The sequence below is a fragment of the Microcoleus sp. Pol12B3 genome (assembly GCF_036701355.1).
Lineage (GTDB): Bacteria > Cyanobacteriota > Cyanobacteriia > Cyanobacteriales > Microcoleaceae > Microcoleus.
Window position 1 is genome coordinate 12,799 of sequence record NZ_JAUBQS010000036.1, and the last position, 14,187, is coordinate 26,985.

4 protein-coding genes are annotated in these 14,187 nt (G+C 43.2%); 1 reads left to right on the plus strand and 3 read right to left on the minus strand.

The features are described 5' to 3' along the window. Positions 1 to 54 precede the first annotated feature (54 nt). Positions 55 to 4,146, minus strand: a complete 4,092-nt coding sequence (locus QUA53_RS18490; protein ID WP_333249002.1) for an Eco57I restriction-modification methylase domain-containing protein — start codon at positions 4,144 to 4,146, stop codon at positions 55 to 57. A 217-nt stretch (positions 4,147 to 4,363) separates the two neighbouring features. Further along, positions 4,364 to 7,654, minus strand: coding sequence for a DISARM system SNF2-like helicase DrmD (drmD, locus tag QUA53_RS18495; RefSeq protein ID WP_333099062.1), 3,291 nt, complete (start codon positions 7,652 to 7,654; stop codon positions 4,364 to 4,366). Positions 7,655 to 7,945: 291 nt separating this feature from the next. Here drmD and QUA53_RS18500 point away from each other — a divergent pair, with 291 nt between their 5' ends. Next, positions 7,946 to 13,474 carry a phosphorylase family protein gene (locus tag QUA53_RS18500; protein WP_333099063.1) on the plus strand — a complete coding sequence of 1,843 codons (5,529 nt, stop codon included), beginning with the start codon at positions 7,946 to 7,948 and terminating at the stop codon, positions 13,472 to 13,474. Between the two features lie 68 nt (positions 13,475 to 13,542). Here the strand turns inward: QUA53_RS18500 and QUA53_RS18505 are convergent, their stop codons facing one another. Beyond that, complete coding sequence (locus QUA53_RS18505; RefSeq protein ID WP_333099065.1) at positions 13,543 to 14,094, minus strand: hypothetical protein; 552 nt, start codon at positions 14,092 to 14,094, stop codon at positions 13,543 to 13,545. Between the last annotated feature and the right edge of the window lie 93 nt (positions 14,095 to 14,187).

A 14,187-nucleotide genomic window follows, 5' to 3' on the forward strand; every position in this document is an offset into this window, starting at 1 on the left:
ATGCGTCACTCATCAATTCTTTGCTATTAGCGATAAATCTTCCCCTGACGCACCCTACAGACTATCAGGAAAACCGGGAATACTAGGCGGCTTATCTGAAACTTTTTTGCGAGATTTAGAAGCTGTCTTTTTACCTCCTTTCGCTTTCCCCTCGGCCGCTTTCCCTCCCAGAATTTCCTCTTGATGGCGTTTCAGATTCAAGTCAAGCAACCTCGCTAACACTTCATCGTGTATTTCTTCGGGCCATCGATACCGCCAAGGTTTTTTATTCTGGCGTTTGCTAATTCCTTCGCTTTCTTCCTCTTCTTCGTAGTCAAGGATGAATTCGCAGTCGGTGGCGATGTCTGTCCACCCATAGGCTTTTAATACAGCTTGATCGCATTCTTGATGTAATTGTCGCAGTTTTATTATATCCGGGTGGCGATCGTCCGGGTTGTGGAACCGGTTGTAGGTTTCGGTGAGTCCCTGGTTGTTGCGTATCATTAAGGCGGCGCGGTATTCGTAGTAGGTTTTGCCTATTTCTTCTAGGGTGGGGTTGGTTTCCCAATTTTCGGGGAAGGGGAAGGTTTCAAAGCAATCTGAGGGAGTGTAGCGAAATCGATCTTCTAAGGATGAACCAAAAAACCTTGCCCAAATTTCATGTATGCGAGATTGCAATGTACAAAATGCTGGATAAGTTTCAAAAGCAAAAATATCAAGAGTATTAGCAAAAACCATCTGAGATGGCTGAAAGCTAAATGAGATATATTTGGAGGCACCGCAATTTGTAACTAACACACGATCACACTTGGCGATCGCTTTATAAAGAGCAAGTTGTTTTTCAGCAAATTGCCACCAACGAGTCCGATAAACATCACGTTTTAATGAATCGCGCTGAGGCTTAACTTTTTCTTCTACAATTTGCATCAAATCAGGATATTCCCACGCTTCAGCTTCACTCATCTCACCAAAATTAATCACATAGCGATTATGGGCATGAGTTGAACTAGAATTAACCTCCTCACCGCCGATATAAGGAAAAATTCGCTCGGCATTTTTAGGATTTTGTTCGATTAAACGGTGCATTTCTGCAATGGGTGTCGCCTCCGGGTTAGTATCATCAAATGTAAACCCCATACCTAGCACAATGCTACCTTGAAAACTTTTCTCAGCATTTGCTAATAAAGTTTGAGGATTTTCATTACCCCCCGCATGAAACAAAAATGCAGAAATTAGCGGAACTTGTCGCCCGTCGAGTATAGGGTGCGTCGCTGCGAGTTGCGTAGGGTGCGTCGTTGCGGGAGATATTCGAGATGAATCGAGAATATCTGTAGCGACGCACCTTACTGTATCTACTTTTTGGACGTTCACAATACTGACTACAACTGCGGCCGAACCAATCCACTTAAACCGCTTTGTTGCATTGTAAATTGTGCCACCATTCTGACAGATATATCTTAAACCAGTGCTGCGCGTGTCACCTTGGGCAATGGTATTTGTAGCAATTAGACCCAAACAACCGCCTTTTCGCAGAATTGTAAAACCTCGTCTAAAAAATTGCGCTACTATGTCAGCATTTCCGTGCGATTCAGGGTTAGCTACTTTTAGCCACTCTAAATATTCATTGCCAAAGTTTGTACTGACTTTTTTTCCTCCCAAAAAAGGCGGATTTCCAATAATCGCATCAAAACCAGGATTTTTCCTGTCAAACACCTCGGGAAATTCTATCTCCCAATTAAACGGCTGAATCGGCTTTTCTAACCTCTGCAAATTTTCAGCAATACCTTCTATTTGCTTGAGATTAACAACCCCTGAAAGCCAATCATTAATTTTTTGCGAAAACTCGATTCTTTTTTCCTTGCGTTCCTTATCTTTCTCCCCAGAAAAGAAAGCCGCGACAGCAATATTTCCCGTTAACCTAGCTTCCTCTAATTCCTGTTCGGCTTTTTGGAAACGTTCCCGTTTTTCCTCATCTTTATCATCAGCTAACTTACCAATTTCATTTCGATAAATCTTAGCTTGATCTACCCGATTTTTCAGCAACGATAACAAAGGCGCATTATAAATATCAGTTGCTTTAACAAATTCCCCAATTTCTGCACGAGTCAACCCCACCAAAGAATCGCCACATTTCAACGCATGATCTAAAAAAGTAAACGAATGTTCTTTCGCCAAAGTCACCAACCATAGCGACAGCTTCGCCAAATTAGTTGCAAAGGGATTTTTATCCACCCCATACAAACACCGTTGCGCTACCAACCGCCGCGCATACAACAAAGGATATTCATCAAGGGGAATTTCCGGCAAAGAATTGTGTTTGTTCCAAGCTTCCACTAACCTTTCTGCTAACTGGCGGCAAGTTTCCACCAAAAACGCCCCCGAACCCATCGCCAAATCGCAAACTTTTAACTCTAAAATTTCTTCTGGCGTGGCATTTTCTCCCAATGCTGCTAAAATCGGTCTGAGAGTTTCCTTAACAATTGGTTCCGTCATCGCGCGCGGGGTATAGTGGGAACCGCTGCGCCGCCGTTCTTCGCCTGGTTGCAAATAAAGAGAACCCACAGGCATTAAAGTGCGAGTTTGCGCTGATACTTTCCGGCCTAACGCCGCGACTATATCATCAGCGGTTTTCCCTTCCTTTAACTCTTTGAGGGAATTACCAGTAATTTCGCATCCCGCCACTTCTTTTAAAAATTTAGCGCGGTCATTTGCCTTAGTTTTGAGAATTTCCTCGACGCTAACCACAACCGTAACTGAGACTTTTGAACTTTTAGGTTTACTCCACACTCCTATAGATAAACTCTGGGCCCGTTCGACTTCGTAACCCATCACCGCTTCGTAAACCGAACCAATTTGTTCGACATCGAGAGCACGGTAAGAAAGTCTGTCTCCGTCCAAAATCAACAACCGATTTAATACGCGAAAAATCACCCCATCGGAAATACGCGGCACTTCTGTAAGATGCGTTGCTGTTTCTAAGTTTGTTTCGTGCGTCGCTGTTTGAGTTGTTTGGTGCGTCGCTTGTTCAGTTTTTGACATTTCACCGAGATTTTCGGCGGCGACACACCCTACTGAGTTTGTTTGGTGCGTCGCTTGTTCAGTTTTTGACATTTCACCGAGATTTTCGGCGGCGACGCGCCCTACTTTTTTACCTAGTAAAAACGGGTATTCATCCGGGTCAAATAACTGACCGTGACGGGCTGGTAAATACTGAGGTAAATGACCGCCGCCCTCATAAACCAACCCAAACAAACTTAACAACCACGCCCAAGCGCCATACCGCTGATCCATCGTATCGGGATAATTTCCCGCATCAATTTGCAACCGTTCATACAGTCCCGTTACCGCATAATTCCGCGCATACACCGAATCTTGCGGCATCAACCCCTCATCTTCGGCGTACAACAAAAACACCAACCGCATTAAAGTTGTAATCAATCCCCCATAAATATGCTGCGGTTCTGTTTGAGCAATTTCACTCAATAATTTACCATTACTCGCCTCATCCGCTGTCTGAAATCCCCGCAACAATTCCCAGAGGGCATCTAAAACCTGTTCGGCTAATTTTGTCGAAACTTCACTTTGATATTTGCGGCTTTCCTGCAACAAAGCTGGCAAACGGCGTTCCGGCGGCGCAACAAAAATGCGATCCGAACCTAACAGCATTACCATCGCACTTAAAATTGGGCGGCCGGCAACTTCGCACATCGCCGCCACCGGAAACGTCAAATACCCCGACGATTCGCCACGCGGCGCATAAACCAAGCGCAATAGCGAACCGTTGCACAATAACCCCACGTTAACGCTCGTTTCGCGCAATAAGCGTTCAAATTTTGCTTGTGGCGAAGCGTTCCAGTGACCTGCTTTTTCTGAGTCTAAATCTAATTCATCAAAAGAGCGATTATTTTCTATAATTTGGACTAATATACAGGGGCGAACTGCTTCTGGATCTAGAACTGTATAAGTTGGTTTTAAAGTCTCGCCGTAGTCAGGAAGTGGCACCGTGAATTCTGGATTAATTTCTGCCACTAAATCATAGGGTTCCCACCCCAAAACCTCGGCAACAAACGCCGGAAAATCTGAAATTAATGCTTGACTTTCCTCGCTATTTGTGGTAATAATTTCTTGGAAAGCTTGCTGCAATTCAACGATATTGCGATTCGGCACGCACTGAAATTTTACTAAGGCGGGAGGCGACACAACAAGTCACACTGGTTGCAGGAATCCCAACCATTCTTTATGTCTGATTAATTCTGGATCTTGTGCCATTGTTCCTCCTGCCTTGACTTTAGCTTTTCCATAAATTGTATATATTGTAAGGTGCGTCAGCTTTAAAAGACCCAACTATAACTATGAATAACCGCCTGACGCACCCAACCCAGACTCAACCCGACACCGGATATAAATACATTAACCCCACTGGTTCAATTCGCACCGCTTTTACCTGATAAATCGCTTCAATTCGAGCCGGTTCTTTCACTAATTCCTCAGACAAACCTTGCAGACGTTTCTGCCAATAACGCCTATCAGCATCCACTTGTCGCTGTTCCTCTTCTGGAAAAAGAGATAACTGAATCGCTTGAGTTTCTTGTTGCCGTGCTAAAATGCGCTGTTGCTGCTGTTCTAAAATTTTCTTCATCTCAGTTGCTTCTTTCAAACCGCGCTCATTTAACTTCCGCTTTGCCCTTTGGGCTAACACTTCGGCCCGACTTTCCAGGTTCGGAATTAACTCCTCAACATCCTGAGACGCACTTTCCTTTAGGCGAATCTTTACCCCTTCAGAAACCTCTCGCAATCGCGGATTTGCCAAAGAATTTTCTAGCAATTCCAATACATTTTCTTTCTCTCCCTCTCCCAAAGGCTTCAGTTTTTTCCGCCCCCTATTTGCCGGATCTATCCACTCCGCAGCAACGGCAATTACTTCATCATGAAGTCGGGTAGCACCTTCTCCATAAAGTGACAATCTCCCCAAGGCAATAACTTTAGGAACCGGGTCATCGGTGAGACAAATACAAGCGCGAGTTAATTCATCATGCAGAAATCCTTGGGCTAAAAATCGTCCCAATAATCGCTGCACAATTTTGTGTTCTAAATGCAAGTGTACCACTTCGCCATCCAGAGAACCTGGGTCACGAAAAACTACTGGTCGGATGGGAGATTCCCTACGCCAATCCCACAGTTGTTGACTTCTTTGGCGAGGTTTTCTCAAGGTATCCAGCGTCACTGTCCAAGTTGGATCTGCCCCGACTCGTTGGTTAAGTGCAGGGATTTCCCATTTCGCTGTTTCTGGATTGTGGTTTGCTGCGATTACGTCAATGGGTTTGAGTTGCTGTGCACCTAAAATTTCCAAAGAAGCGGAGATTGCATCCCGGAAATGGCGGTCATCTAAACCTAACCAATCCCGCGATTTCTTGAGCATTTCTTGGAGTTCGGAAATCTGTTTAGTGAGGTCTTGTTTGCGAAGGCGAATTTCTTCTAATTCTTCCCCAATGGCGGTGGATGTGTTAGGATTAATTGTTTCTGAGTTGATTGGGTAGGGTGCGTCTGTATTAAATGTTTCTAACTGCTTACTTGAATTAGGACTGACGCAGCTTACAGATATTTGTTCAAGGGATTGAGTAATTTTCCCCAGTTCTTTATGAATAATCCCATTGTGCAGCAAACGAGACATACTTTTTTCAACAACAGGTGTCAAAGTTCCCAACTCTGCTTGAATGGTTTTTGTCTTCTGAATTAAAACCTCTAAAACTCGATCTTCAATTCGCTGCGGCAATACAAAATAATGGCAATTAACAACAGGCGAACGCTGAAGTTTGCGATCGATGCGACCGTTGCGTTGTTCCATGCGGCTGGGATTCCAAGGTATGTCAAAATGGAATAAATCAGCACAATAATTTTGTAAGTTTATCCCTTCTCGTGCTGCATCTGTGGCAATCAAAATGCGAAGGGGATTGCTGGCTGGGTCGCTGTTAAATGCCTGTTTAATAGCCTCGCGCCGTTCCTCGCCAATGCCACCATGAAAAACGCCGATTCGTTGGTGTTCTAAGTGAGAATTGGCAAAGGCAGATCGCAATTGTTCTTCTAAGTAACGTTTGGTATCCGTATATTCTGTGAAAATCAGGACGCGCCGCTCTAACCATTGAGCATTCGGCTGCCCTAAATCAGGACACAGATTTTGTCTAATCCACTCAATTAACTTAATAATTCTCGGGTCAGGTTGATAACGAGCAGCATTGGCAATTTCCGCCATTTCTGACAAAATTTCTTGTTCTCGCTGGGTAATTTGTGATAAACTATTAGCAGTTGCCGCTGCCATTTGCGCGTCTTCTTCTGCCTGCACTTCTTCCTCTGGCAGTTCCGCCCGCTCATCATCACCTCCCGCCGATTCTGACAGCAGTTGTAAGCGTTCTAACCGCAAAATTGGCTGTTTAGAAACTTGCTTTTCTAAAGCTACTCGGTGAACTTTCAACGTGCGAGTAAAGGCTTCAATAGATGACAGCAAGCGCTTTTGCAAATTGGTAATTACTAACATCGCCGCTGCTTGGTTGCTGCGAGATTCACCTTGCAATCGCTCTTCTCGCAATTCTCGATAGTGTTGCAGCAAGCGCGAAAGTTGGAGTTCAGGTGCAGTTTCAGGCAGGTTGTCGATCGAGATCGCAATCACTTCCCGTTTAGGAAAATCATCGCCAATTTCCCGCAAGTCTCGCTTGAGACGGCGCACCATTACCGAGTCGAGTAATTTGCGATCGCGCACGGGGACACCCCGGCAAAACCGCTGCGGATCTAAAATTTCTAACAACGCTGCAAAACTATTAGAATGGCCGTTGTGAGGCGTTGCTGAGAGAAATAACTTATGTTCAAAACGAGGCGCTAAATCTCGCACAGTGCGAGTTAGCTGAGAATCAACGGCATATTTAGCACCGCTGGCAGGGGCGGCATTGTGCGCTTCATCTAAAATCAGCATCGATGCGGCTGCAAATTCGCCCAGCCAATCTCGCAGTGGGCCGGTGTAGGTTTCATCTCTGAGCAAAGCATGGGAGATGATGAAGCGGGTGTGAGTTGTCCAGGGGTTGATGCCGTACCCGCGATCGCGCCTGCAGGTGGCCACAAAGGAGCGATCGCAAATTATGAAACTGAGCCCGAAGCGGCTTTCCATTTCTTCTTGCCACTGCCGCACGACAGTAGGGGGGCAAGAAATCACCACCCGTCGCACTTTCTGACGGATCAGCATTTCCCGCAAAATCAGTCCCGCCTCGATCGTTTTGCCCAAGCCTACGTCGTCGGCAATAAATAACCCAACTCTCGGCATGAGTAAGGCTTTGCGGAGAGGTTCTAACTGGTAAGCTTTGACTTCGATGCCTGCTCGGTAGGGGGATTGAAATAGCTTGGGTTCGGTTGAAGTAACGCAGTTCCAGCGCAGGGTGTGCAGGTAAGCTGAGAAGAGTTTAGGATTGTCGAAGCCCCGCTTCGCGACGGAATCCCAAGAGTTATTGCCGATCGCTACGGCGTCAACTTCTCGCTCCCACAGGACTTCGAGGCTTTCTCCCAAGGCATCATCTTCTAAGCACGACAGTCGCACTAAGGTGTCTGTATCCTCCGAGAATTTGGGTGCGACTTCTTCGACGAGGTATTGGCGCGATCGCACTTTGACAATTTGCCCAGTTTTTAGTTGCATTTTGCTACTGTACTTGCGATCGTTTTTGCTGTAAATATTCTTAATGATATCTTTCTGCTATTCCAAATTTGCTTACTGGTTTAATTTTTGTTACAATGTCCTTGTTGAATTTTCCTAATCATTGCAGCAGGCGCTTAGAAAGATCATAGCTTCTTCTGTTCAAAATTGTGAAGGAAACATCTGGCTTAGGGGATTTATTGACAGTTGACACAAACAAACAAAGGCCAAGGCAGACAGTAGCTATTTCAGTCTAATCTATAGGCAACCAACCAGAAACTAATTGGCAAAAAAATGCTAAGTGAAAGTCAAAATGTAGATGTCTTAGTCATTGCAGCCCTCAAGGAAGAGTTTGATGCTCTACTTGAAGTTACTGGTGGCGAAGAGGCCTGGGAAAAATTTAGCAACCAGAACTTCACAAAATATTATTTCCGTGATTTTGAAAGCGAGCAAGGTTTCTCGTTTCGCGTAGCTGCCATGTGGGCGCATAAAATGGGAGCCACAGCAGCAGCAGCACTGGCGACGGAGTTAACTAGGGAACTTAGCCCCCGATGCTTGGCAATGTGTGGAATTTGTGCTGGTAAACGCAATGATGTTTTTCTGGGAGATGTTCTGGTCGCTGATAGGGTCTTTCGGTACGACGAAGGAAAGCTTAAGGTTCAAAGAGAAGATAAAGTTTTTCAACCAGATATCACTACATTTAATCTGAAACCGAAGTGGAAAATAGCCGTAGAAGAAATGAAAAATGGATGGCAACCGTCATTCATCAATGAGCGATCGCTCTCTATAGATTATCAGTCTAATTGGCTACTGCGTATATTAGCGCATTGCGAACAAAATGGAAAGCTACAGCCAAGTCAACATCCTGATCTCGATCTGTATTGCCCAAACCGCAAGGAGGCGATTGCAAGACTTAGGAAAAGGGATTGGATAGAGAGACAAGATTTTAAACTCACTCTCAAAGGAAGACAATGGCTTAATGAATCTCAATTTTGCTTTCCTGATTCACCTGAACCAGATCCCAATTTTAGCATTCACTTAGGTCCGATTGGCACAGGTACAAAGGTTCAACAAGATGCCTCAATATTTGACATTATTAGTAAATTTCAGAGAGAAATTATTGGACTAGAAATGGAAGGCGAAGCTATTGGGATAGTTTCAGAAATTCAAGAACTTGACTACATGATTTTTGCTAAAGGTGTTTGTGATTATGCTGACGAATTTAAAGACGACTCCTTTCGCGAATTTGCTGCTAAAGCCTCGGCTGCTTTTCTCATTGATTTTCTAAAATCTAACTTACCAAAAAAAGATCCAGCCCCTAATTCTATCGATTTGGATCGAGTAAAATTGCTTAGAAAAAGCCAACAAGTAATGGAACAAGTCTCGAACAAAATTGGGGGCAAAGTATATTTAAAGCGAGCTAATCAGCTAGAGGAACTTGAAAAAGCTTGTACTGAAAGCCGTGTAACTGTTCTTCTTGGAATCTCTGGAGTTGGAAAATCTTCTTTAGCTAGAGATTATGCTGAAAAGCTGATTGGTGAAAACCAATCTGTTCTTTGGTTTGAAGCTAGATCTTTTGAGAAAATTGATTTTGCCGCATTTGAGGCGGACTTACAGCTTACCAATTCATTAGAAAGCATGATTAAAACCCTATCTAATGAACCTGCTATACTTATTCTTGATGGAATCGATAGACTATACGATCCTAATTCTTTTAAACTACTTTCAACATTTTTGAGATTATTTAATTTTCAGGAAGAATCATCGTCCTGGATATTATTAGTAACTTCCCAAACACAAGAGTGGTCACGTTTGTGTGAAAACCTAATGCGAGAAAGCATTCTCACTAACGAATGGCAGATATTTCGGTGTAATCCATTATCTATTGATCAACTCGAACCTATTTGGCAAGAATTTCCTAGTGCTAACAGGCTTAAATATCAAACCCATCTAAGAGAGATATTTGGAAATCTCAAAATTTTAGACCTAGTAACTATCAGGCTAAGTCTCGGAGATGATGTTCAAGTAGGAACATGGGTTGGTGAATCAAGCGTTGCTACATGGTTCTGCGATTCAGAAATAGCACGCGGTAATGAAGGCCCAGCAAGAGTGCGCTTTGTCCAACTATTAGCTGAACGTCAAGCAGAAACACTAAAGCAAGCTATTCCAATCGATACTTTTGAAGGAAGTCAACTGCAATTGATTGGGAATCTTTTTAGCGAAAATATCTGTAGTAAAACCCCAGATAATAGTATTGTTTTCCAGCACGATTTGTATGGCGAGTGGTCTAGGTTTCGACTTCTTGTATCCCATAATGACGACCTTGTAAATTATCTCAGAGAACGCCTGACCTTCCCAATGTGGCACAGGGCTCTCCGTCTCTATGGACTTTATCTACTCGAACATATTGGCGACATTTCCCAATGGCATCAAACCTTAGATACTTTTGCCGATGAAGCTAATTTATTAGCACAAGATATTTTACTTGAAGCTCCAGTATTTGCTGCAAATCCCCTCCCACTGCTAGAACTCATTCGCTCCAATTTGATAGAAAATGAGGGCCTATTGCTTAAGCGTCTGCTCACTAGATTTTTAGTATCTGCGACCCTACCAGATCCACAATACCTTGAAATAGCTCGTGCCCAAGGGTTTGACGAGACTAAATTTTCAGCAACTATTCGTTACCCTCACGGGCCATTCTGGCCGGCAATGCTTCGTTTTATTTATGAACATCACGAAGAATTTATTGTTAAAGCGCCTGTTGAAGTTGGGCAAATTGTGAAACTATGGCTTGACTATGCGCCTCACGGAACGATACTGCGACAGGAGGCGGCTGAAATCGGACTTCTGTTGGGAAAAAAAGCACTCCTTGCACAAAAAGATTACAGTTCTTCTATCTACAAAGACCGTAAGCAGTTTTATTATGTAGCTTTAGCTGGAGCAAGAGAGCTTCCTGATCTTGTCAGCGATTTTGCCCTAAGAGCTAGTCAGAGAACGGGAGAAATTAGTAGCGAAGATAATGAGGGGCAAGGTTCTATTCCTGTATCGATAATGACCAGTTCAGATCCGCGCTTCGATCCTAATGAGCCTTTACCTGAACCATATCCAGATGGACCTAGAAGAGATGTAGATGATGACTTCCGTAAGGTAATTCTTGAGGGAAAAACACTTTGGCCACTAATTCACGTTAATCCTGCTGTAGCTCGTGAAGTTACTCTCGCCGTTCTTATTTGTCATCGCCGAAGATATGAGTGGGCTAGCTACTTGAGTGCCAGAGATTGGCTTGAATTGGAAGATATCATAAACTGGTCTCCATCACTATACACTCATGGCCCATTTTTAGCATTTCTGCAAATCAACTTTCTTGAAGGATTGGAATTAATTGCCCGGTTGGTAGACTTCACTACAGATAGGTGGAAGCACCGTACCGAAATAAAAGCTAACGAATATGTAGAAGAACAAGAGGAGCGGGATACGAATGAATTTTTAGCTCAGTTTGTGAAAGAAAGTTGTCGTCATCCTGGAATTATTGTTCTTTTAATAGATAATGTGGAACGGGAGTTTATTGGGGATTCTAGAGTCTATGGTTGGTCAGCCGGGTTAGGAAATATTCCTCACACTGTTGAAGTTGCACTGATGGCCCTGGAGAAATATTTTTATCTTCGTATTGATCAAAAACAACCTATTGAGGAAGATATCCTAACTGTATTAAGGCGAGTCAAAAGTGTCGCTTTCTTGAAGGTTCTCTGCGACGTGGGTAAGCGACTGCCGGCTCTGTTTGAAAATTCTCTCCAACCAATTCTTAGCATACCAGAAATATACTTTTGGGAAACCAGGGTACTTGTGGAGGGGCGGAATCACTTAATGATGGGTGCTTTTCTAAAAGGAAAACTCTTTTTTCAATTAGCACAACAATTCAACAATCTGGAACATCGACAAAAATATTTGCGCCAAATCGCCCTTGAGTTATTTTTCAAGACCCCTGCTATGAGAGCATTTTTTGAACAGGCCCGGCAAAGATGGGAAACTAGATTTTTGGTTAACTCTGAAGATGAGATTCGCGATTTTCTGCAACAGTTGATTTTGACTTTCGACATAAATAATTATCAGATTCAGCAAGATCCAGAATACGGTAATATCATTATTAATACAAAAGTTAATGACTTACAAGCAGAGCGTGCTGACGAACTTCGTAACAAAGAATTTAATTTACTAATCCTAATTTTCCCAATGCGCTGTCGTAGGTACCTCAATCGGCAGGAGACACTAACAGAAAATGACATTGAGCAGTTTTGGGAACAAGTTCAACAAATCATTTCCATAGGTGATGGTGATGATAGTTACCAAAAGAATCAATACGCTCCCAGCGAAATAGCAGCTTGTGTCTGTGGGGGGATTGCTGTACTTTTCCATTTTTATCGCAACTGGCTAGCTCAATATCCTGAACGTAAACAATGGTGCCTAGATTATCTTCGAGATATTGTTCTTGACCCTCCTCCATCAGAGCGGTTTGATCTTCCTGAAAGTCCAGCAGATTCTACTTGGGATGGTTTTGTTGCTGAAGCACTCCCTCTAATCTGGGCTGAGGATAAAGATAATGAAGAAGCTCGCTACCTCATAGCACGGATAGTGTTTGCTCGGCATTACAAGGCAGTAAATATTTTATTTTGCCGTTGTGCAGAACTACGCTCAATTCTTCTTGAAGACTTCACTCGCCTGCGACGACTTCTATTTGCATGGGCTTTTGTTCGGAATCGTATTGCCTTCGTCGAAGGTTTTCAAATAGAGCGAGAATTAATTCAACAGTTTTCAGAAGAAGTAAATAAATGGGTAGAAGAACAATTAGAAGCGTTTGTTGAAGCGGTTACTCCATCCACAATCGATACGTGGAGGTTAATGGATGAATCCGATCGCTTTCGTGCTATTGACGAAACTATACCAAGACGACAATACGACCTAGATTTTCAGCTTATACAAGCAGCTCATGCTTGGCTTCCTACTCTTGATAAAGTCACTAATGCAGAAGAGCGTTGTAATATAATAGAGTTTTGGAGCGAAGCACTATCTTATGTGATGCGACGAGTATCAGTATCTGGAGAACGGAATCAATGGCACAGTGAAAATTTTTACCCAAATGAGCTAGAACAGTGGGTATTAGAGCGTGTTGGTATAGCTATTTTATATATGGATTTAAATGAACAACCAGAGAAACTGTGGCAACCCATTTTAGACCTTCCCCAAGAAGCACATTACTGGTCTGAAATTCTTATGCAGACATTCCATCAATATGGATTGCAACAAACTTCTGTTCCACTCAACTATGTTGCGACTACACGTGCTATTCTTAATTATGTATTGCCTCCAGAATCGGCTGATTTTAAGTGGTCTTACCATGCGGAGGTTTGGGAGGAACTTATTGGTATCGGTCGATTTTCAATTGATAAATGGGATGAACGTCACAGTTCTCTTATAAAAGAAATGAGGTGTCTTTTTGAAGATTGGTTTAGGCGCATACCCATATCCAAGCATCGCATTGCTTTGTTCGCCAAATGGTTGAAAAAACCCGTTGCAGATCCAATTCGCCTTAAAGCAATCCTTTGGCTTGAAGAGATGCTAAAACAGGAAAAATTGGATTATATTCTCAAGGAAAAGTCGATAACTGAAGCCCTTGCCTGCCTCCTAAATACTGTCTGGGTGCGAGACCAAAATCGACTCCGGCAAAATAAGTCTGTCTTTGAGGCTTTCTGCCATTTGTTGCGTTTACTCACAGACCAACAGGATGAAATTGCTCTGGAATTATGCCGACGAATCGCTGGTTCTTGATAAACCAAATTTATCGCTTAGGTTGTCAGTTGCGAAAACTTAGTTGTCCACTTTTTTAGCATTAAACGCTAGCGTCCTTTTGCCAAATCAGCATAAATAAATATTTCTACTCCCAATACGATTAGAAGTATAATTTCCACCCAGGAAATAATTGTCACACCCAGAGGCGGGTTGGGAACCAGGAACCAGAATGCTGCCAAAGCGATCGCTCCCGAAAAGACAAACGTAATTTGATCCACAATTAATTGCTGAATCTTACGGCGCTTGCGATGTTTGTCGTCACGGTGAGCAATCTCCCAACCAAAGAGGGTTTCCAAATCCGTATAGCCCGTGTATTCCTTCACTTTATCAACCAGCTTGTAGCGGATGTACCTCCCTATCGCTGAAATCTTTTCATCATTGACCACATAAGTCCAGCCCAGAATCAGGCACACCCAGGGAACTACCAGTAAAGCGTAATAGTTGGATGGGTTAGAAACAGCGAATGACACAACTGTTACGAACAGACCTAGCGTTACATAAAGCAGATTATCCCGAAAACCAATCCTTTGAGCCTGCTCAGATTTCAGTTTGTCGTATTCCTTAAAGAAAATTTCAATAATTTGGTCTTTATCACTCATGGCTGACTCCCAGTTTCTCAAATCCTATATTTATTGTGACTGATTAACAAATATTTACCAGCAAGCTAAAGAAATTCTCTCTTTCTCTAGGCA